This is a genomic window from Flavobacterium psychroterrae (genome assembly GCF_018380615.1).
Taxonomy (GTDB): Bacteria; Bacteroidota; Bacteroidia; order Flavobacteriales; family Flavobacteriaceae; genus Flavobacterium; species Flavobacterium psychroterrae.
Window position 1 is genome coordinate 78,363 of record NZ_JAGYVZ010000016.1, and the last position, 21,598, is coordinate 99,960.

Below are 21,598 nucleotides of genomic sequence, written 5' to 3' on the forward strand. Positions count from 1 at the left end.
AAAAATCTAAAAATCTAAAAATCTAAAAATCTAAAAATCTAAAAATCTAAAAATCTAAAAATCTAAAAATCTAAAAATCTAAAAATCTAAAATTAGATAGCAGTTACAATAGCTATAAAGTCATCAGCTTTTAAAGCAGCTCCTCCAATTAAACCACCGTCTACGTCTGGTTTAGAGAAAATTTCTTTAGCGTTATCAGGTTTAACAGAACCACCGTATAAAATAGAAACTTCGTCAGCGATATCAGCTCCAAAAGCTTTACGTACGGTTTCTCTAATAAATTCGTGCATATCCTGTGCTTGTTCCGGTGAAGCGGTTTCTCCGGTTCCAATAGCCCAAACAGGCTCATAAGCTAAAACAACATTTGCCCATGATTCTTTTGTGATATGGAATAATCCGTCACGTAATTGATTTTCAACAATATTAAAATGATTGTCTGATTGACGATCTTTTAATTCTTCTCCAAAACAGAAAATAACTGTCAACTCATGTTTCAAAGCAGTATCTACTTTACTAGCGATTAAAGCATCAGTTTCGTGAAAAATAGCACGACGCTCAGAGTGACCAAGAATTACGGTTTTTACACCAATACTAGTTAACATATCAGCAGAAATTTCTCCTGTAAAAGCTCCGCCTTCAGCTTGGTGAACGTTTTGGGCAGCAACTCCAATTGTAGTATTTTTAACTTTAGCGACAGCTGCCTGTAAGTTTACAAATGTTGGAGCAACAATTACCTGAGCAGTAGTTTGAGCTGGTATTTTAGCAATTAATTCGTTTAATAATTCTTCAGTTTGTCCTGCGTTTTTATGCATTTTCCAGTTTCCTGCAACAATCTTTTTTCTCATTTTGGTAGTTTTTATTTTATTCTTTTGTGTTTTTATTCTTGTATTCTGATAACATTGACATTGACATTCACATTGAATTTTGAAATTGTCATTGCTATTTAATTTTTATTTCAATCCTTTCAAAGTCTCATTGATTTTGTCAAAATCTGTTTCAATGGCACGATACAATACGATTTTTCCGGTTTTGTCAACGATAATATATCTCGGAATCCAATCTAAATCAATTGCTTTTCCAAAAACACCTTTCATACCGTCGTTCATCATAAAATGATCGCCCTTTAATTCATGTTTTTCAATTCCCGCTTTCCATTTATCAGCCGTTTTATCAGCCGAAAGGAAAAGATAAGAAACACCAGGATTGTTTGTTTGTAATTCTTTTAATTTTGGCATTGCTTTTACACAATCTCCGCACCATGAAGCCCAAACCTCGATTACCAAAGTTTTACCTTTGTATTTTTTTAAAATGTTTTTGAAAGAAGTCTGACCTCCATCGATAGTTAATAATTTTTCAGATAATGCTTCTTTTGAAAAACTTGTTTTCTGAGCCTGAGAACAAGAGAAAGTAATAAATGCAATTGCAATTAGAGCTATTTGTTTCATATTAAAATAATATTTTTAATTGTTATGTCCGACATTCTTTATTGGCACTTGTAATAATTCAAAAAATAATGCGTCAGAACAAAGTTAAACAAACAAATCGAATGAGAAATGGAGATTAACAAAAATTGAGGAGACCTTTATTTTATAACAAAAGATAAAATTTCGGTTAAAAAACAGTGAATGAAATCGTAATAGTAGGTTGTTGAAATATGAAATTTGACTTCGTTTTCTGATTTAAGGGAAAAAATCGAATAGAAAAAAGTTTATTTTATTTTAAAAGCTTCCTGTTTTAGATTTTAAAACGTCTAAGAAAAGCTTTTTTTAAATAGAAAATAATTGTTTTTAGAGAAGTAAATTGATAAAAAATATGTTGTAATTATTCCATTGCAACAAAGACTTTATAAACTCCGGAAGTTTTGTCTAAATTAGATTCTTTGTTTGTAATTTCAATATTTTGATATTCATAATCTGAGTTCTCTTCTTTTGTTAAGATAGCATCAAGATGAAGTTCAAAAATACTTTCGTCATCAACGTTGATAGAATAGTTCACAGTTTCGCTTTCCCTTCCCACGTTCTCAAGAACTATAAGATCTAAATTATTTTGGGAAACAAAGCTATGTTTTACTATTTCACCGGAATCTAAATTTTTGACATTTATTTTTTTAGAATCCAAAATTTTGTTTGTAAATAAATTTTCGCCATTATCTTTATTGATAAGCTGAAAAGCAAATGTTTCCGGGGCTGTAAGATTGTCAATAGCATCAGCTTTACTATTACAGCTAACAAATAAAAATATAAAGACCAGTTGTGACAATTGTTTCATGATTTATTGATTTAAATTAAGCACACCTTAGAGTAACAAAAGGTAAGATTTATAAATTATAATATTAATCCAAGTATATTATTTTAACGTATTTTTTAGTTTAAATTATGATTATCAATATAGATTTTCTGTTTATTTGGTAACGTTTTTAGCCTTAAAAAAAAACACCAATTCAACTTTAAGGGAAGAATTGGTGTTTTTGATTTTATTTATTGTGAAGATTTATAGCTTCAAATCATCTGTATCGTTATAATGTACTTTTTGAATCACAGTTCCGTTTTGTAAAACTACAATACTAGGATTGGCTCTTTCGACAGTTTTTAATGCTGTAGCATCACAGAAATAAAAGTCAAAATCCAAACCATATTGTTTTTTAGCTTTTGTAATATCATCAGCTCCGGAAGCCGTCATTGCAATTACTTTATATCCTTTTGCTTTAGCATTTTTACTTAAACCTTCCAGTTTTTTCATTCCGTCAGGATTAGATAATGCAAGATCATAAGTTACAAAAACTAATAATTTAGGTTCTTTCAATAATTCTTCTTTATAATCAGAATCATCTTTTACCATTGTAAAATCGTGAATTGGCGGCACATAACCTTCTGTAATCACTTTATCTTTTCTGTCAACAAAAGTTGCGCCTTCAGGAATATTTGCCAGATCTTTTTCAGCAAATTCTTTGTCAACACCTTTTACTTTATAGATAAAAATCATTTCTACGACAGATTTTGGCGCACCTTCAGGAATTTCCATTCCTTTTTCAATATTAGTTCCTACTTTATAAGGGCGGAAATCTTTTAAAGGATTGTGATTTAAAACCCAAACCGCCATAATAATACACAGCACAAGACTTGCGAAAGTAATGATATTGGTTACAGCATTTGAAAATAAAGGTTTTACTAAATTTTTATTGATGAATAAAATCACAATAAAGAAAAGTAGAACAATATCTTTTGTGAATGATTCCCAAGGAGTTAAATGCAGCGCATCTCCAAAACACCCGCAATCTTTTACTACGTCAAAATAAGCAGAGTAGAAGGTAAGGAACGTAAAGAAAACAATTAATAATAATAATGCCCAAATTGTCAGTTTTGATTTGTAGCCTACTAATAACATAACACCCAAAACAACTTCAAGAATTACTAAAAAGATGGCTAATCCTAAAGCTAATGGCTCTAAAAATGGCATATTAAAAACTGGTTCGCTAAAATATTCGGCTAATTTATAAGAGAATCCAAGCGGATCGTTTAATTTAATTAATCCCGAAATAATAAATAATACGCCGACAAATAGTCTTGAGAATTGAGTAATGATGTTTTTCATGGGAATTTGAATAAGATTTTGAAATAGTTCGAATATTAAAGGTTTTTTTAAAGTAATACCTGTTTTAATTATTCAGTATTTTTATTAAATAGAGTTAAGATTAAAAATTTTCATTAAAATAATTTTTACGCGGAATTTTGTCACTGGATCCGGATGTTTTTGTAGAAGAACTAAATGTTAATATTATAGCAAAAACAATAAATATAAATGTCCAGTATTTCATTTTTATCAAAAATAAACTATCATTAGTTTTAAAGCTTAGTTCTTCATCTTTTTCCAGATTAATAATGGTCTTTGAAACTTTATCAGTTGTTATTTTTCCAAAAATAAAGCAAAAAAATGCTGTAATATAAAAAGGAGCGGCAACAGTATATTTTGAAGATGTAAAAAGAAATGTAAAACCTATAAAAGTAACTAAAAAAACTACAAATATTAAATATCCTTTTCCAGACCATAGTATTATAAAATAACGTTTATACTTACTCTTTTCAATAAGTTGAATAAAAACAAATATTAAACTGGAAAAGAATAAAATGAACGCAACATTTTGAATAATTAGATATAAGTCATCATCAACCTGATTTATAGCTTTGGTTAACAGTAAAGTAGCGAAAAAGATAAAAGGTATTGCCCAATATTGCATTTTTATAAAAAGCAAACTATGACTTTTTTTGAAATTGACCTCTTTTCCTGTTTCTCTTCCTAAATTTGTACTATTCCATTTTCTTCCAAAAATATAACAAAAAAGCCCTGTAATATATAAAGGAGCTGCAATAGAAATCATTCCGTATTCTGGAATTATATATGAAAAACAGACTATTGCCATTATATAAACAAGAACTATTAAGTATCCTTTATTAATTCCTGATTTCATAATGAATTTTTGGTATTGAACTATGTTTTAAATTTTACTTATTTGTTATTTATAATAAAAGACAAAAACAACTGATAAGTTTAATAGATATTTATGAGATAAATTACTTGATTGGATTTAAAATCAAAGCAAAAACAGAATAATTAATCATATCCTGATAATTAGCATCAATACCTTCAGAAACTAAAGTTTTTCCTTTATTGTCTTCGATTTGTTTTACGCGAAGTAATTTTTGCAGAATCAAATCAGTTAATGAACTCACACGCATATCACGCCAAGCCTCGCCATAATCATGATTTTTGGCTTCCATTAATTCTTTAGTCAGTTTAATTTTAGCGTCGTATAATTCGGTTGCTTTTTCAATGTCAAGATCAGGTTGGTCAACAACGCCTAATTCTAACTGAATCAAAGCCATAATTGAATAGTTGATAATTGCAATGAATTCTCCTTTTTCATCTTCGTCTACTTTACGAACTTCGTTTTCCTGCAGACTTCTGATTCTTTGTGCTTTTATAAAAATTTGATCGGTTAATGAAGGCAATCTTAAAATTCGCCAGGCACTGCCATAATCACTCATTTTATTGATAAATAAAGTTCGGCAAACCGTAATTACATTATCATATTCAAGGGAAGTATTCTTCATTTATTGCTGTATATTTGCTAAAATTTCTTCAAAAATAGGTATAATATTAAAGAGTTTCAAGTTTCAGGTTTTCTTTGTTTCAAGTTTTTTCTAAACAAAGTGTTAATGACGACAAATTGAAACGAGATAATAATATAAAAGTTTCAGGTTTCAAGTTTTAGGTCGAAGTAGATTGCGCAAGCTGAGTAACTTGAAACATCAAACAAAAAAACTTGAAACAAATTTTGTTAAACTTGAAACAAAAAATAAACAAAATGCAAATTAACTGCAAAGGGCAACTTATTGATTTGTCGATTCCCAAAGTAATGGGAATTTTGAATGTAACGCCAAATTCATTTTTTGACGGCGGAAAGTATAAAAACGAAGAACAGATTATCTCTCAAGTAGAGAAAATGTTATCTGAAGGTGCAACATTTATTGACATTGGAGCGTATTCAAGTAAACCAAGTGCCGAATTTGTTTCTGAAAAAGAAGAGATCGAGCGAATTGTTCCGGCAATTGAACTGATCTTAAAGCATTTTCCGCAAACATTATTATCAATTGATACATTTAGAGCTGAGGTTGCAAAACCAAGTATAGAAAGTGGCGCAGCGATTATAAATGATATTGCTGCGGGAGAATTAGACGATAAAATGTTTAAAGTTATTGCCAAATATAATGTTCCGTATATCATGATGCACATGCGAGGTAATCCGCAAACCATGCAAAGTCTGACACAATACAATGATATTATAAAAGAAATGCTTTTCTATTTTTCTGAAAAAGTAAAAAAGGCAAGAAGTCTCGGAATCAATGATTTGATCTTAGATCCCGGTTTCGGATTTGCCAAAACAACCGATCAGAATTATGAAGTTTTACAAAAAATGGAACTTTTTAATTTGTTAGAATTGCCAGTTTTGGCTGGAGTTTCCAGAAAATCCATGATTTATAAAACACTCAATAATACAGCACAAGAAGCCTTAAACGGAACAACGGTTTTAAATACGATTGCATTGACAAAAGGAGCTAAAATTTTACGTGTTCATGATGTAAAAGAAGCGATGGAATGTGTTACTTTGTTTAGTAAGTTGAATTAATATTTATTGATGATACGTTTATGGAAAAGCCAAATATTTTGAATACTTTGAACATACTTCAAAAAGTTGAAATCGGAGAAAACAGCACTGTTTTATTTTATTTTGGAGATATCCCAAATTGGACAAAAAATCAATTTGTACATGGAATAGGCGATCCTGTAGATTTTCATGAAGTATTCGAAATAAATTTCAATTTGAATCATGATGATATACTTAGTTTATATTGGAAAATTCGTAGATACGTTGGTGAAAAATTTCTCATAGCTTTTGATAAAAATAAAATGAATATCTGGAACGGAGAGATACATGAATATGAAGAAGAATGGAATTTTTTTGATGATTTAGATGATGAGATTTTAATTTTGAATTATTCAAAGTATAACGCCCCAAAAACCGTTCAAGATTGGAAAAATGATTACATGAAATTAGAAAAAAGGTATTATTCATTATTAAAAGAAAAAATCTAGAACTAGATAATTTTCAAAGTTAATTTTAAAGAACAAAAATGGTTTTAATTAAAAACAAATATGAAATACTTTAGCTTATTATTCATAATTCTTCTTTTTTCCTGTGGAAATAAAGAAGCAGTTTTACTTCCAAAATCAAATATTTCGATAGTCAAAGATGTGCAGGATCATTCGCCGATATATATCTTTTTTAAAATGGAAGGAAAAGATACAATTGCAGAAGTAAACCGAAAAAACAGCATCATTTCAACCAATTGGATTTTTAATATTGACAAGCGTTTGCCTTTAAAATTGGTAATTCCGGAGATAATGAAACTTCAGGAAAAAAAGCGAGCTGAAAAAGCACACAAAAACGAAATGGCTGAAAATTATTATTCATACGCTGATTCTATCGGAAAGAATATGGCTTTTTTACCTTTTACGAAAGTGTATTATGAAATAGGAAAACCAACAAATGGAGACTTGGTAATTTATTTTAGGAGAGGCAGTGATATTGTTTTAGTAAATAACGAACAAGTTAAAAAAGAAGATGTTTTAATGCACATTGGGCGTATCGCTTTTTTTGTTAAACCAAAAGTATATTTGTTATTCGATAAAAATATGAGTTATCAGGAATATATTGAAACTAAAATTCAGTTTCAAAAATTAAATTCCTACAATGACGAAATTCCAAAAGAATTCATCTTGTAACAATAAACAATTCAACAAATAAACGATTAAACTTTATTGGTGATGATAAGGTTCATTCCTTAAAATCGTAAACCCACGATATAGTTGTTCGATAAAAAATAATCGGACCATTTGGTGTGAAAACGTCATTAACGAAAGTGAAATTTTCCCTTGAGCTTTGCTATAAACGGTATCAGAGAATCCGTAAGGACCGCCAATTACAAAGACTAAAGTCTTAACGCCGGAATTCATTTTCTTTTGCAATTCTTCTGAAAAACCAACGCTGGAAAAGGTTTTTCCGTTTTCATCCAATAAAATCAATTGGTCTGTTGGTGTTAATTTCGAGAGAATCAATTCGCCTTCTTTTTCCTTTTGCTGGCTTTCAGACAAATTCTTTACATTTTTGATATCCGGAATAATCTCCAGATCAAATTTGATATAAAACGACAAACGTTTGGTATAATCATCGATTAAAGTTTGTAATGATTTATTGTCAGTTTTGCCAATGGCGATAAGTTTGATGTTCATCTGATATTTTTTTTGCCACGAATTTGCTTCGCCTGTTCGCTATTGCTCGAGTCACAAATTTTCACAAATTTAAAATTTTAAAATCCGTGGTAATCTGTTTAATCCGTATAATCTGTGGGCTATTTTTTGTTCGAAAAAACGGTTTCAAAATGTTCTACAATAGGAAACGGTTCGTAATAATGATGTAAAATCTTTTTCCATTCCAGATAAGCTTCTGAGTTTCTGAAACCTTCTGTATGATCTTCAAGCGTATTCCAGTCTACCAATAAAAGATATTTGTTTTCGACTTCAAGACATTTTTCTAAGCGGTGTCCTAAATAACCATCAATTGATGCAATATATTGACTTGCTTTTGCAAAATCAGCTTCAAATTGAATTGCCAAATCTGATTTAACATAAAGAAAAACTGCTTCTAGAATCATAGTGATTATATTTTTATCTGCTCGATCTGCTAAATCTGCGAGAAAAAATTAGCTCCCGCATATTTAGCATATTTAGCATATTTTTTTTGATATTTCGAAATAAAAAACCTGCGTGAATCTGGTTTAATCTGTTTAAATCCGTGTGCTAAATTTTTTTCACGCAGATTTTGCAGATTTAAGCAGATTTTATTTTTGATATTTTAGCATAAAAAATCTGTGTAAATCAGCTTTAATCTGTTTTAATCTGCGTGCAATCTCTTCGCAACGATTAAACATTTTAATTCTTAGAAAATTTAGCTTCAAAAGTTTTAAATCTTGCATCTAAATCTTTTACTAATTGTTTTTTCACAGTTGCATCCTGAATAAAACTATAATTAATACTGTTGTAAACATATTGTTTTATTGTCGCATACGAAACATCAGGATATCTTTTAGCTAATAAAACATATTGTTCTGTCATATTTGTTCTTAAAATCCCTGCATCGTCTGTACTAATTACAATCGGCACATTAAATTCTTTGTAAAGTGTAAATGGATGTCTGTTTTCTTTTACTTTCAAGATGAATTCGTTGCTCACTAAATTAATCTCAATTGGAATACTGTTTTTAGACATATATTTCAATAAATCATATGAATTAGCTTCGTAAGCAATATCAACTCCGTGACCAATTCTGTTAGCTCCGGCAATATAAATTGCATCGTTAATATGCCATGTTAAATCTTCGGGCTGAACCAAACCTAAAGTCAATTCTCCCGCGTGAAGCGTATATTTTACATCAGGAAATTTTGAATGGCAATATTTAAACATTACCATGTGCAGCCAATAATCCTTCATAGAATTTTCGCCATGTTCCGGAGAAACAATGTTTACGCCCGCAACTAATTTACTGTCGTTTGCAGAAATAAAAGCAATGCTAAGATTCTTGAATAAATCGACAGGATCCATGAAACGAAGCACAAAATTTTGATAACGCATTGTAAAACGGTCGTCATCAATTTTTAAGTCTTTATGAAGTTTTGCAATGAAATTAGTATTGAAATCTGTTGCATACTTTTTAGCGTCTTTCTGCTGAATTGCTTTATACAATTCACCTAAAAGTTTCAGAACTGATTTTTCATCTTTTTGAGATGCAGCGTTACGTAGTTTCGAGTTAAAATCATTTAAATCTGCTACATTCATATCACACGGAATTGTTGATAGCTGCGTTTCGATATAAGATACATTTTCAGCAATGGCACGGTTTTTTAATTCCAGCATTCCTTCGGCAAAATGACCTTTAATAGTGGGTTCAAATTTTTGAAAAGAGTCAAAAAATAAATCATCAGAAGGTACAGAACCATTATAATCTTTAGCCGACCAGGTTTGCATGACTTGTTGTTCGTAAAATGCCAGTTTTCCTTCGCTTTTAAGAGAGGAGAATGTTTGCCAATTGCCAATTGCAGGTTTTGTTTTTGAAACTCCCATTGATTCTAAATTCAAATAAAAATCTTCTGCAATAGCTCTTTCTAAAAGTGGTTCTGCATAAACTGATCCTGAAAAATGATGGTGTAAATCGCCGCCTTTTGGCATTTGTTGAAAGAAAGCTGTTAAGAGAGCTTCGTTATTTCTAATTTTTTCTAAATAGTTTTCAGCTGTTTGAGAAAAGCCAATTTGTGCTATGAAAAAACAGAAAAGTGTAATTATCCTCGTCATACTCTAAGTTTAAATTACATGCAAATATATGAGTTTTTGAGGAGATTTTAAAATTTTTGTTTTTAGGCACAAAGGTTCAAAGGAGCAAAGGGACAAAGTTTAAGAGAAGCACGTATTATAAAAAGCAAGAAAGACGCACATTTAGTACGTCTCAGTTTTATAAAGGCATTAAGAGAAACCTTAAAACCTTTGTCTCTTTGCAACTTTGAACCTTAAGAAAAAAGTACATCACGTATTTCCTCTGTTTTATCAAAAACGCTTTTTGCGAAAGGGCAAAGCGGAATTATTTGTAAATTATTATTTCTCGCATAATCAACTGTAGCCATTAAAAGTTTTTTACCAACGCCTTGTCCGCTGAAATCTTCGCTAACTTCAGTATGATCGATGATGAATTTAGAATCTCCTGCCCAGGTATACGTCATTTTTCCGGCTTCTTTTCCATTTTCTATAGCTTCAAATTGTCCTCTTTTTATATCGTTTATTTGTTGAATTTCCATGATAAATTATATTAATGTGGTTTTAATTTCGATTGAATGTGTTAGGACTTTATGAATTGGACAACTATTGGCAATTGTTTCTAAGCGTTGCCTTTGAGTTTCGTCAACTTCACCAATTACTTCTATTTTTCTTGTAAATAAGGATACGTTTCGATCAGAATCTCTTTCGAAATCAATTTTGACATTGATTTCTGATACGTCCCATTCTTTACGATTGATGTACATTCGCAAAGTAATTACGGTGCATGAAGCAAGTGATGCGGCCAAAAGTTCGGTTGGATTAAGACCTAAATTTTTACCGCCCATTTCCTGAGGTTCATCAGAAATTAAAATATTTTCGCTGGCAGATGTTACTTCTGTTCGATACAAGCGTGTATCAATTTTTGCTGATATAGTATCCATATTTATTTGATTCTTGGTTGAGGTAAAGGCACAAATTCTGTTTCGCCCGGAACTTTCGGGAAAGTTTGTTCTGTCCAGTCTTTTTTTGCTTTTTCGATTAGTTCTTTATCCGAAGAAACAAAATTCCAAAAGATATAATGTTCTTCCGGAAACGGCGTTCCTCCAAAGATGTAAACCGTTGTGTTTTCGGCTAATTCAAACTCACATAGAGTGCTGTCGTTTGTAATTAAAATTTGTTTAGGATCATAAATATGTTCGCCGCTTTTTATGCTTCCTTCTAAAATATATAATCCACTTCCGCCGAATAAATGATGTCCGATATTTACTTTTTTAGCCTGGGTACTTTTTATTTCAATAAAATATAACGGACTATAAACGGGAACGGGAGATTTTTTTCCAAATGCTTCTCCGGCAATCAATTTATAAGATATCCCGTCTTCTTCCCAACTCGGAATATCATTTGCTTCGACATGTGCAAAATTTGGATCCATTTGTTCCAGTTCTTTCGGCAATGCCACCCAAATCTGCAATCCGTGAAGCATTTTATCAGAATGTCTTAAATATTCCGGCGTTCTTTCAGAATGTACGATTCCTTTTCCGGAAGTCATCCAGTTTACGGCGCCTGGTTTTATCTCTAATTCGGTTCCTAAACTATCACGGTGCATTATGCTTCCTTCAAATAAAAACGTCAAAGTCGAAAGTCCGATATGCGGATGAGGAGGAACGTCCATATTTTCATGATCGCTTAAATGTGCAGGTCCCATATGATCGATAAATACAAATGGTCCAACGGCTCTTTTTTCACGGAAAGGCAATAACCTGCCTACCATGAAATTGCCAATATTGGCAGCGCGTTCTTCGATAATTAAACTAATATTTGACATGGTATTTGTTTTAGTTGAAAGCAAAATTACAGTTGTGATAGCAATCTGTAACTTAATTTAGATTAAGAAAATTTGTTTTGGTATTATTTATAAAAGTAAGAAATAGAATAATAGAGATTCTGTTAGAATTAAAAATATAACACGAATTTCACTAATTAACCCAAATTAATTAGTGAAATACTCTAAATCCTGAAGAATTTTTTATTAACAGCAATCCCAATTAAAGTAGGCTTTCTCAAAATTTCGATTAATTAGATCGTCTTTATTGATGAAAAAATTGGCAACACCGCTATCGCCAAACATTATTTCTTCATCGGTATCAATTTGAAGTAATAAAACATCATTTTTTGATTTGTCGTCATACTCTCTGGGATCTCCTTGAGTAAAGTATGCGTAACCTCCAATTTTATGTCCTTCGTTATCGACTAATTTTTCAATTTCTTTTTTTTGTGATTCATTTAATTTTTCTTCAAATTCCCAATAATCCAATCCATTGAAATTAAAATCGAAGCGAAAATCCTGAACACCTCCATATTCTTCTTCTTTTGAAAAAGATAAGCTGTGTTCGCAATTTACAGGAGAATCTGAATATAAATCTTCTGTTAGGAATTCGAAATCAGTTTGATGATTTTTTATTTCTTCATGAAAAATTACTTTATAATCGTCCATATCGTACCATTCATCTCCTGATATAAAAAATTGTAATATTCCTTTCTCAGGGTAATTTTCAAGTTGTGGAATTTCTGAAAAATTAAGTTGTGCCAATAAAATCATTGGCTTTCCTGCCTTATCTCTAGGATATTCTGTATCAATTGGCAAATATGGTTTTCCTAAAAATTTACTTTGGATAAAAGGTAAAACAGTTTCTTTTTCTATTGGTTTTGCATTTATTTGAATATAATCTAATTTGTATTTTACTAAATCATTTTCAAATTCTTTTAAATAGTCTGGAAATATCATCTTATGTTTTTTAGTTATATGTTTAATTCTTTTTAATCAGTCAATTCAAAATCCAAAACCTCACTTTCAGTTCCATTAATAATAATGGATAATTGATGGATTCCGGTATGAAAAACTCTAGTCGTAATGATTTTAAAAGATTGATTTCTATCGACTTTAATTAATTGGTTTGGCTGATAGATTTTCTCACTGATTTTAAAGACTTTTTTAGCTAAATGTCCTTTTGATTTCTTGTAATGGACGGCATATTCTAAACGAATCGTTTTAGCATCGTCATTCGTATTGTTCAGATGAAATTGAAACTGCAAATGATCGCCAATTTTCACGATTGGTGTTTTAATTTCGAAATTAGAAAGTTCAATATTAGTACTTTCTAAACCATAATGACGCAGAATTTCAGGATGTCCTTGTTTTAACAGAGTTCGACAGCCGTGTTTGATGATTCCGTCAGTTTCTTTATTGATTCCAAACCATTTTCCGGCAATTTCTAATACAATTTGCGGATTATCTTTGGCAATATCATTCAGGTTGTTGGCAACGCTTCTACGAACATATTCTGAAGTATCATTTTTAAGATTTTCTAAAATGGGAAGGATAGAAGAAGGATCTTTTTTCAGGAACGGAATCGCCATTGCCCACGGTAATCTTGGTCGGCTTCCTTCACTGGATAATCTGCGTACGTGATGATTTTCATGCAGCGACCATTTTGTCATTTCTTCGATCATTTTTTCCTTATATTTTATAATGAAAGGTCGAACAGCAAATTCACAGCTTATAAATTGTGTGATTGAAACAAAGGCTTTCGCCGAAGTTTTAAAGTCATCAATACCATAGATTTCAATATAATCGGCAAAGAAAATGAATGCGAGATTGCCTTCTGTAAATTTGTTTTTCTTTAGATTCTCAATGATTTTGTCAATTAAGGAAACGGCTTCAGGGAAATTCTCAGGCATAAATTGATGCAAAACAACGGTAGTATGTTTCATGCGATCCTTCCATTCTTTTTGGGCAAAATTGCCTTCGTAAATGGCATCAATAAATTTTTGTTTATCGAAATTTGGATCAACTTCGGCGAAAGCCTGACCAAAATTTTCGTAAAAAGCAACTGAATAAATGTCTTTAATTAATCCCATGGTTTTGTTTGAATGAACCTCAAAGATATTTAATGTTTTCAATTAAAATTATAGATTCTATGTGAAAAATTTTAAACACATAGAAACGTAGATAATAAAATTACAGACAAAAGATATTTTTAAATATCTAGATTTTTACACATAGATAAATGCATTTAACTGTGTGTATCAATACTAAGTGAAACATCTTTTTTAAGTATTTGATCTATGTTTCTATGGGGTTAAAAAATAAACGTTTTCCTTATAATTTACATTAGTGTTTTTACACCTAAGAAATTTTTCAAAGACAGTACACTTTCAAATCCCCAAAATATATCCTACTTTAGCATTTCATAAACTTTAAGAAAATGATTAGCGAAGTACAATTTCAAACCGAATTACAACTATTGATTAGCAACGCAATTCGCGAAGATGTAGGCACAGGCGATTATAGTTCATTGGCGTGTATTCCGGAAACGGCACACGGACAAGCTAAATTATTGGTGAAAGATCAGGGGATTATTGCGGGTGTTGCACTTGCAAAAATGATTTTTGAGTATGTAGATCCAAAATTAAAAATCAAGACGTATATAGAAGATGGAACGCATGTAGAATATGGTGATGTCGTTTTAGAAGTTTCAGGAAGTTCCCAATCTATTTTAAAGTCAGAGAGAGTGGTTTTGAATACCATGCAAAGAATGTCTGCAATTGCTACAAAAACAGATCAATACGTTCAGCTTTTAGAAGGAACCGGCGCTAAAATTTTAGACACTCGTAAAACAACTCCCAATTTTAGAGCGGCTGAAAAGTGGGCTGTAAAAATTGGCGGAGGTGAAAATCATCGTTTTGCATTGTATGATATGGTCATGTTAAAAGACAATCATATTGATTTTGCGGGCGGAATTACACTTGCGATCAAGAAAACGAAAGAGTATTTAAAAACGAATAATTTAGATTTAAAAATTATAGTTGAAGCCAGGAATCTGGATGAAATCCGTGAGATTTTGTTAAGTGACGGAGTGCACAGAATCCTGATCGATAACTTTAATTATGAAGATACTAAAACTGCGGTTGAGTTAATTGGTTCAAAATGCCAAACAGAATCGTCTGGAAATATTAACGAAAAAACGATTCGTGAATATGGTTTATGTGGTGTAAATTATATTTCTTCCGGAGCTTTGACACATTCTGTTTATAACATGGATTTGAGTTTGAAAGCGTTCTAGAAAGTTATAAATTATAAGTTGTGAATTATGAGTTAAGGAATCTAAAATCTAAAATTAAAGAATAAATATGTCTCAAGAGATAGAAGATCGGATTGAAAAAGTTCCTATAGTGCGTTCTCTTGCCCGATTATTAAAGAGAATAAAATTACCGTGGTTAGAAGGTTTTTCGTTATACGATTTGCTGGAATTGTACACTTTAGGAATTCTTGAAGGTGCTTTTTCGTATCATGCAAGTGCTGTTTCGTTCAGTTTTTTTATGGCTTTATTTCCTTTTGCACTGTTTATTTTAAACTTAATTCCGTTTATTCCTATAGATAATTTTCAGGCAGATTTCTTGTTGTTTGTGCAGCAAAGCGTTCCTCCAAATACTTATGATGCGATTAATAAAATCATTAGTGATATTTTAAATAATAGTCACTCCGGTTTATTATCATCCGGATTTTTGCTTTCGATTTTTTTAATGGCAAATGGTATTAACGGAATCCTTAGCGGTTTTGAATCCTCTAAACATGTATTTGATAAACGTGGTTTTTTTAGTCAATATTTAGTTGCATTAGCTATTTCGCTTGTTATGACCATTATATTGTTTGTCACGGTGGCAACAATTGTAGTTTTTGAGGTGTTTATCCAAAAAACAATTATTCAGGATGTTTTGAGTGATCGTATTCCGCTGATTATTTTGGGTCGATATTTGTTTGTTTTATTAATGATTTTGATAACATGTTCAATATTATTACGTTATGGTACAAAACAATATAATAAAGTTCCTTTTATAAGCATTGGATCAGTTTTTACGATGATCTTAATTGTTATATCTTCGTTCTTTTTTGGGATTTGGGTTATAAAATTCTCAAAATATAACGAACTTTATGGTTCAATTGGAACATTATTAATTCTAATGTTTTATATTTGGATAAACTGTATGATTCTGCTTTTAGGGTTCGAATTGAATGCTACTATCAGAAAATTAAAACAAAAAAAAAAAATAAATAGTATGAAAAATTTGATATTAACAATTGGAGTTTTTTTCCTGACATTAGGTACAATTCATAGTCAAAGTGTTATTGGAAAATGGAAAACAATTGATGATGAAACGGGCGAAGCCAAATCAGTTGTAGAGATTTACGAAAAATCAGGAAAATTATATGGTAAAGTAGTAGAGATACTTCGTGCAGACCATAAAAAAGATGCGTGTGTAAAATGTGATGGTGCAGAAAAAAACAAACCAATTTTAGGTTTGGTAATCATTAACGGACTTAAAAAAGACGGTGATGAATATAGCGGAGGGACAATTTTAGACCCTACAAATGGTAAAAAATACAAATGTTATATTGCGCTTGACTCTGCTGATAAATTAAAACTTCGCGGTTATGTTGGGATTTCTATCATGGGAAGAACTCAATATTGGACAAGAGTGAAGAACTAAAATTTCATAAAATAAAATGCGAAAATTAGCGTCATTAATTTTTTTCTTAGCCATACTATTCAATAGTTTTGCACAATCTAAGAATTCGCCATTACAAATAAGTCATCTTACGGGTGACTTTTATGTTTATAAAACGTTTCATGATTATAAAGGAACGTTAATTTCTGCCAATGCTTTGTATCTTGTTACAAATAAAGGCGTTGTGTTGTTTGATGCGCCGTGGGACGAGACACAATTTCAGCCGTTATTAGATGCTATAAAAGCAAGGCATCATAAGGATGTTGTGATGCATTTTGCAACACATTCTCATGAAGACAGGGCTGGAGGTTTGGATTTTTACAGGCAAAAAGGAATCAAAACTTATACTATAAAGTTAACTGATGAGATTCTTGAAAAAGAAAATAAAAAAAGAGCTGAATTTGTGATTCCAAATGATACTATATTTACTGTTGGTCAATATACTTTTGAGGTTTATTATCCTGGAAAAGGACATGCTCCGGACAATATTGTGGTTTGGTTTAATAAAGAGAAAGTGCTTTATGGAGGTTGTTTTGTAAAAAGTACAGAGGCAAAAGATCTTGGTTATTTAGGTGACTCTGACGTAAAGGAATGGGAGAAATCTATCAAAAAAGTACAGATGAAATTTAAAAATCCAAAATATATTATTACTGGTCATGATGACTGGAAGGATCTGGGATCTTTAAATCATACTTTGAAATTAGTTCAGGAATATAATGCAGTATCAGATAAAAAGTAATTTTTGCTTATATTTGAAATTAAATTACAAGTTAATGAATTTTTTAGAACATCATTTATCGGAGATCTCTAAGCTTTGCAAAAGTCACAAGGTAAAGGCTTTGTATGCTTTTGGTTCAGTACTCACAGAAAATTTTAGTGATAAAAGTGATGTTGACTTGGTTGTTGATTTTCAGTCATTTGATGTTTTGGATTACGCTGATAATTATTTTGATCTTAAATTTTTATTAGAAGATATTTTAAAACGTCCAGTTGATTTATTGGAAGAAAAAGCAATTAAGAATCCTTATTTCAAACAAAATCTTGATAAAGAAAGAAAATTAATTTATGGATAATAATATTAAAACCTGGTTGTTTGATATTTGGAGTTCCATAAATGAAATTGAGGGTTATTTTTTTAATCAATCTATGCAATTTCAAAATTATCAAAAAGACATGCGCACTAAACGTGCTGTGGAGCGGAATATAGAAATTATTGGTGAGGCAATGAATAGAATTTTAAAAGAAAATAACGAAATTCAAATTTCAGATTCCCGAAAAATTGTTGCTGTAAGAAATAGAATAATTCACGGTTACGACTCTGTATCTGATGAGGTCATTTGGGGAATTGTTGTAAAACAACTTCCAATTCTTAAAGCTGAAGTAGAAAAAATGCTTTCAGAATAATTTCAAATTATTCAAATCCTATAAAATATTTACATGTTTTTTGTCGAAGTTGTTCTACCACTTTCCTTAGCTAAAACTTTTACGTATCGTATTTCTGAGGCTGAATTCCATTTTATTAAAAAAGGAATGCGGGTTGCGGTACCTTTTGGTAAAAGTAAAATATATACGGCGTTGGTGATTGATATTCATCAAAACGAGCCCAGTTTATATGATGCCAAAGAAATTCATCAGATATTAGACGAAAAACCTATTGCGACCGAAATTCAGATTAAACACTGGCTTTGGGTGGCGACTTATTATATGTGCGGTATTGGTGATGTGTATCGAGGTGCTTTCCCAAGTGGATTATTACTGGAAAGTGAAACCATCATTTCGCATAAAGCAGATGTTGAGGTAAATCAGAATGAACTTTCTGATGATGAATTTTTGGTTTATGAAGCTTTGCAGCAACAGAATTCTCTAAAAATTCAGGAGATTATTTCGATATTAAATAAGAAAAATATTTTTCCGATTCTTCAAAAAATGATGGATAAAGATATCATCGTTTTAGAAGAGGAAATAAAAGAAAGCTACAAACCTAAACTGGTTCGGTACGTAAAATTACATGCCAAATATGAATCAGATAATGGTTTGGGGGAATTGTTGGAAGTCTTAAAAAATGCGAATAAACAGAAAGAAATTGTTCTGGCTTATTTTCAATTAATGGCTTCAGAAAAAAAGCCTATTACAGTAAAAAAACTGGTTGAGGTTTCGAATTCAACTTCGGCGGTAGTAAAAGCCTTGATTGATAAAGAAATTTTTGAAGAATATCTTTTACAACACGATCGCGTTTCGTTTACCGGACAGGCAACCGAAAAACAATTATTGCTAAGTGAAGCACAGGAAACTGCTTTTACAGCAATTAAAAGTAGTTTATTGGAAAAAGAGGTTTGTTTGCTTCATGGTGTTACGTCAAGTGGAAAAACAGAGATTTACATTAAATTAATTGAAGAATATTTAGTTACCGGAAAACAAGTTTTGTATTTGTTGCCGGAAATTGCGCTTACAACACAATTAGTTTCCCGCTTGCGCCTTCATTTTGGTGATAAAGTGGCTGTTTTTCATTCTAAATACAGTAATAACGAAAGAGTAGAAGTTTGGAAACAAACGCTTGAAAATGCTGATAAGGCCCAAATTGTGATAGGAGCGAGGTCAGCTTTGTTTTTGCCTTTTAATAATTTAGGATTGTTGATTGTTGATGAAGAGCACGAACAGACTTTTAAGCAATCTGATCCTGCGCCACGTTATCATGCAAGGGATTCGGCTATAGTTCTGGCAAATTTTCATAATGCAAAAGTACTTTTGGGATCTGCAACGCCAAGTATTGAAACTTATTTTAATACTCAAACTGATAAATATGGTTTGGTGACACTTACAGAGCGTTACAATAATGTTCGAATGCCTGAAATTGTTTTGGTAGATTTAAAAGACAAACATTTTAGAAAAAGAATGACGGGGCATTTTAGTGATCTTTTAATTGAAGAAATTGCACAGGCTTTGTCTTTGGGCGAGCAGGTGATTTTATTTCAAAACAGACGTGGATATTCACCTATAATTGAATGTTTGACTTGTGGACACGTACCGCATTGTCAGCAATGTGATGTGAGTTTGACTTTTCATAAACATAAAAACCAATTGCGTTGTCATTATTGTGGTTATTCTATTGCAAAACCAACGCATTGTCATAGTTGTTCAAGTATTGATTTAACCACGAAAGGATTTGGAACGGAACAAATCGAGCAGGAATTAGTATCGCTTTTTCCCAAAGCCAAAACAGGAAGAATGGATCAGGATACTACTCGCGGAAAATTTGGTTTTGAAAAAATAATTGACTCTTTTAAGAATCGCGAAATTGATATTCTGGTGGGAACACAAATGCTTGCCAAAGGTTTGGATTTTGATAATGTAAGTCTGGTTGGAATTATGAATGCTGATAATATGCTGCATCATCCTGACTTCAGGGCCTTTGAGCGTAGTTTTCAAATGATGACTCAGGTTGCCGGAAGAGCGGGTAGGTCAGAAAAACAAGGGAAAGTTGTGATTCAGACTTATAATCCGGATCATAATACAATTCAGCAAGTTACGAACCATAATTATATGGGTATGTATAAGGAGCAATTATACGATCGTCAGATTTATAAATATCCACCTTATTTCAGGATTATAAAATTGACTTTGAAACACCGTGAGTTTGAAAAACTGAAGGAAGGTTCGATGTGGTTGTATCAGGTTTTAAGCCAAAACTTAGGAATGCCGGTATTGGGACCTGAAGAGCCTGCGATTAGCAGAATAAGAAATGAATATATTAGAACTATACTGATCAAGATTCCGCAGAATTTACCTTTGGGAGGTACGAAAAAAACTATTCAGAAAATGTTGAATAGTTTTGAGGCTGTTGCTCAATATAGAGCTATAAAGGTTATTGCCAATGTCGATTTTTATTAAATTATGACGACGTTGATAATGCTTTTACTAAATCTTCTTTTTTGTTTCGGCTAAGCGGAATTTTTGTAATGCCAATCTCTGCAAATTTGCTATTAAAGCGTTCTACCTTGTCAATATTGATGATGTAAGATTTGTGTACGCGTATAAATTTTTCTTTTGATAAATCATTTTCAAAAGATTTCATTGTAGAAAGTACTAGATTACTGTCGTCTTCTGTGACTACTCTTACATAATCTCCAAAAGCTTCGATCCATTTGATTTTTGCCGTAAAAATTTTAAGTTTTTTAAGGTTACTCTTGATGAATATATGTTCTCCTTCTTCCTCTTTTACATCTTTCTTGAGTAAATGCATGTCAATTGCCCTTTTTACTGAAGCATTAAAACGATCTACAGCGATTGGTTTTTGCAGATAATCAGTAGCGTCATAATCAAAGGCTTTTAAAGCATACTCAGCTTTAGAAGTAATAAATATGATTTGTGGTTTAGATTTTAGTCCGTCCAGGAAATCAAATCCATTGATAACGGGCATTTCTATATCAAGAAATATTAAGTCAATATTATTAAGAGAGATACAGCTTTTTGCTTCAATTGCATTAGAAAAATCCCCGATTAAGTGCAAACCTGGGTGATTATTAACTAATTTTGCAATAATTGTCCTCTGTATAGAACTATCATCAACAACAACACAGTTTAGTTTCATAACATAAAAATTTAGAATAATTTCAGGATAGCAATAGTAAATGTATTATTTTTTTGCAAAAAAAACTAAAGTCAGCCTGTGTTTTTTACTTTATAACGAATAAAAGTAAAATAATGTTGTATATATAAATTTATTGGTTACTTTTGCACCCAATTTTAACAAATAAATATTGTATTTATGAATCATTATGAAACTGTTTTCATTTTAAATCCCGTTTTATCTGAGGTTCAGGTGAAGGAAACAGTAACGAAATTTGAAGAATTTCTTACTAGTAGAGGAGCTGAAATGGTGTCAAAAGAGGATTGGGGTCTGAAAAAAATGGCTTACGAAATCCAAAACAAAAAAAGTGGTTTTTATCACTTATTCGAATTCAAAGTAGCTGGAGAAGTTCTAATTGCTTTTGAAACTGAATTTAGACGTGACGAAAGAGTTATGCGTTTCTTAACTGTAAGTTTAGATAAACATGCTATTTCTTGGGCTGAAAGAAGAAGAGCCAAATTAAAATCTACTAAAGCTTAATTA

25 protein-coding genes and 1 pseudogene are annotated in these 21,598 nt (G+C 31.2%); 11 read left to right on the forward strand and 15 right to left on the reverse strand.

Annotation, left to right across the window (positions count from 1 at the left end; translation table 11 throughout):
• Positions 1–92: 92 nt before the first annotated feature.
• The 6 genes from tpiA to KHA90_RS16740 form a co-directional block, all read right to left on the reverse strand.
• The gene (gene tpiA, locus KHA90_RS16715; protein WP_213303139.1) at positions 93–845 is read right to left on the reverse strand and encodes a triose-phosphate isomerase; all 753 of its coding nucleotides are present in this window, start codon (positions 843–845) and stop codon (positions 93–95) included.
• 105 nt (positions 846–950) lie between these two features.
• Positions 951–1,445 carry a TlpA family protein disulfide reductase gene (locus tag KHA90_RS16720; protein WP_213303140.1) on the reverse strand — a complete coding sequence of 165 codons (495 nt, stop codon included), beginning with the start codon at positions 1,443–1,445 and terminating at the stop codon, positions 951–953.
• 376 nt (positions 1,446–1,821) lie between these two features.
• On the reverse strand, positions 1,822–2,268 hold the full coding sequence (locus KHA90_RS16725) for a hypothetical protein (protein WP_213303142.1): 447 nt from the start codon (positions 2,266–2,268) through the stop codon (positions 1,822–1,824).
• Between the two features lie 222 nt (positions 2,269–2,490).
• Positions 2,491–3,591 carry a BT_3928 family protein gene (locus tag KHA90_RS16730; protein ID WP_213303144.1) on the reverse strand — a complete coding sequence of 367 codons (1,101 nt, stop codon included), beginning with the start codon at positions 3,589–3,591 and terminating at the stop codon, positions 2,491–2,493.
• A 100-nt stretch (positions 3,592–3,691) separates the two neighbouring features.
• Complete coding sequence (locus tag KHA90_RS16735; protein WP_213303146.1) at positions 3,692–4,465, reverse strand: hypothetical protein; 774 nt, start codon at positions 4,463–4,465, stop codon at positions 3,692–3,694.
• A gap of 103 nt (positions 4,466–4,568) precedes the next feature.
• Entirely contained in the window at positions 4,569–5,108 is a 540-nt protein-coding gene (locus KHA90_RS16740) for a DUF1599 domain-containing protein (protein ID WP_213303148.1), read from the reverse strand.
• Between the two features lie 254 nt (positions 5,109–5,362).
• On the opposite strand from KHA90_RS16740, the gene folP reads away from it, so the two are divergent.
• From folP to KHA90_RS16755, 3 genes are read left to right on the forward strand one after another with little or no spacing between them, the layout of a single operon-like run.
• On the forward strand, positions 5,363–6,184 hold the full coding sequence (gene folP / locus KHA90_RS16745) for a dihydropteroate synthase (protein ID WP_213303150.1): 822 nt from the start codon (positions 5,363–5,365) through the stop codon (positions 6,182–6,184).
• Between the two features lie 20 nt (positions 6,185–6,204).
• Entirely contained in the window at positions 6,205–6,651 is a 447-nt protein-coding gene (locus tag KHA90_RS16750) for a hypothetical protein (protein WP_213303153.1), read from the forward strand.
• 60 nt (positions 6,652–6,711) lie between these two features.
• Positions 6,712–7,341: a hypothetical protein gene (locus tag KHA90_RS16755; RefSeq protein WP_213303156.1), complete on the forward strand. Its 630-nt coding sequence runs from the start codon at positions 6,712–6,714 to the stop codon at positions 7,339–7,341.
• Between the two features lie 33 nt (positions 7,342–7,374).
• Here KHA90_RS16755 and rlmH read toward each other — a convergent pair whose 3' ends face one another.
• The 8 genes from rlmH to KHA90_RS16795 form a co-directional block, all read right to left on the reverse strand.
• Positions 7,375–7,848 (reverse strand): 23S rRNA (pseudouridine(1915)-N(3))-methyltransferase RlmH, encoded by a 474-nt coding sequence (gene rlmH / locus KHA90_RS16760; RefSeq protein ID WP_213303159.1) that lies wholly within the window; start codon positions 7,846–7,848, stop codon positions 7,375–7,377.
• Between the two features lie 119 nt (positions 7,849–7,967).
• Positions 7,968–8,270 (reverse strand): antibiotic biosynthesis monooxygenase family protein, encoded by a 303-nt coding sequence (locus KHA90_RS16765; RefSeq protein WP_213303162.1) that lies wholly within the window; start codon positions 8,268–8,270, stop codon positions 7,968–7,970.
• Positions 8,271–8,547: 277 nt separating this feature from the next.
• Positions 8,548–9,963, reverse strand: coding sequence for an amidohydrolase family protein (locus KHA90_RS16770; protein ID WP_213303165.1), 1,416 nt, complete (start codon positions 9,961–9,963; stop codon positions 8,548–8,550).
• A 212-nt stretch (positions 9,964–10,175) separates the two neighbouring features.
• Positions 10,176–10,460 (reverse strand): GNAT family N-acetyltransferase, encoded by a 285-nt coding sequence (locus tag KHA90_RS16775; RefSeq protein WP_213303168.1) that lies wholly within the window; start codon positions 10,458–10,460, stop codon positions 10,176–10,178.
• A gap of 6 nt (positions 10,461–10,466) precedes the next feature.
• Entirely contained in the window at positions 10,467–10,862 is a 396-nt protein-coding gene (locus KHA90_RS16780; protein WP_213303171.1) for an OsmC family protein, read from the reverse strand.
• A 2-nt stretch (positions 10,863–10,864) separates the two neighbouring features.
• Positions 10,865–11,746, reverse strand: a complete 882-nt coding sequence (locus tag KHA90_RS16785; RefSeq protein WP_213303174.1) for a pirin family protein — start codon at positions 11,744–11,746, stop codon at positions 10,865–10,867.
• Between the two features lie 204 nt (positions 11,747–11,950).
• Positions 11,951–12,706 carry a YwqG family protein gene (locus KHA90_RS16790; protein WP_213303177.1) on the reverse strand — a complete coding sequence of 252 codons (756 nt, stop codon included), beginning with the start codon at positions 12,704–12,706 and terminating at the stop codon, positions 11,951–11,953.
• A gap of 32 nt (positions 12,707–12,738) precedes the next feature.
• A complete protein-coding gene (locus KHA90_RS16795; protein WP_213303180.1) occupies positions 12,739–13,839 on the reverse strand; it encodes a DNA alkylation repair protein in 1,101 nt (366 codons plus the stop codon).
• A 347-nt stretch (positions 13,840–14,186) separates the two neighbouring features.
• On the opposite strand from KHA90_RS16795, the gene nadC reads away from it, so the two are divergent.
• The 7 genes and pseudogenes from nadC (at position 14,187) to priA (ending at position 20,376) form a co-directional block, all read left to right on the forward strand.
• Entirely contained in the window at positions 14,187–15,044 is an 858-nt protein-coding gene (nadC, locus tag KHA90_RS16800; protein WP_213303183.1) for a carboxylating nicotinate-nucleotide diphosphorylase, read from the forward strand.
• A 67-nt stretch (positions 15,045–15,111) separates the two neighbouring features.
• Positions 15,112–16,029 (forward strand): annotated as a pseudogene (locus KHA90_RS16805) (YihY/virulence factor BrkB family protein); the annotation flags it as partial.
• A gap of 9 nt (positions 16,030–16,038) precedes the next feature.
• Positions 16,039–16,470 (forward strand): DUF2147 domain-containing protein, encoded by a 432-nt coding sequence (locus KHA90_RS16810; protein WP_213303349.1) that lies wholly within the window; start codon positions 16,039–16,041, stop codon positions 16,468–16,470.
• Positions 16,471–16,486: 16 nt separating this feature from the next.
• A complete protein-coding gene (gene bla-B1-FLAV / locus KHA90_RS16815; protein WP_213303186.1) occupies positions 16,487–17,227 on the forward strand; it encodes a subclass B1 metallo-beta-lactamase in 741 nt (246 codons plus the stop codon).
• A 34-nt stretch (positions 17,228–17,261) separates the two neighbouring features.
• The gene (locus KHA90_RS16820; protein WP_213303189.1) at positions 17,262–17,561 is read left to right on the forward strand and encodes a nucleotidyltransferase family protein; all 300 of its coding nucleotides are present in this window, start codon (positions 17,262–17,264) and stop codon (positions 17,559–17,561) included.
• On the forward strand, positions 17,554–17,892 hold the full coding sequence (locus tag KHA90_RS16825) for a HepT-like ribonuclease domain-containing protein (protein ID WP_213303192.1): 339 nt from the start codon (positions 17,554–17,556) through the stop codon (positions 17,890–17,892). Before KHA90_RS16820 ends, KHA90_RS16825 begins: the two co-directional genes overlap by 8 nt.
• 33 nt (positions 17,893–17,925) lie before the next feature.
• The gene (priA, locus tag KHA90_RS16830; protein WP_213303195.1) at positions 17,926–20,376 is read left to right on the forward strand and encodes a replication restart helicase PriA; all 2,451 of its coding nucleotides are present in this window, start codon (positions 17,926–17,928) and stop codon (positions 20,374–20,376) included.
• A 1-nt stretch (position 20,377) separates the two neighbouring features.
• Here the strand turns inward: priA and KHA90_RS16835 are convergent, their stop codons facing one another.
• Positions 20,378–21,076, reverse strand: coding sequence for a LytR/AlgR family response regulator transcription factor (locus KHA90_RS16835; RefSeq protein ID WP_055097960.1), 699 nt, complete (start codon positions 21,074–21,076; stop codon positions 20,378–20,380).
• A gap of 177 nt (positions 21,077–21,253) precedes the next feature.
• Here KHA90_RS16835 and rpsF point away from each other — a divergent pair, with 177 nt between their 5' ends.
• Positions 21,254–21,595 carry a 30S ribosomal protein S6 gene (gene rpsF / locus KHA90_RS16840; RefSeq protein ID WP_007810575.1) on the forward strand — a complete coding sequence of 114 codons (342 nt, stop codon included), beginning with the start codon at positions 21,254–21,256 and terminating at the stop codon, positions 21,593–21,595.
• Positions 21,596–21,598: the final 3 nt, after the last annotated feature.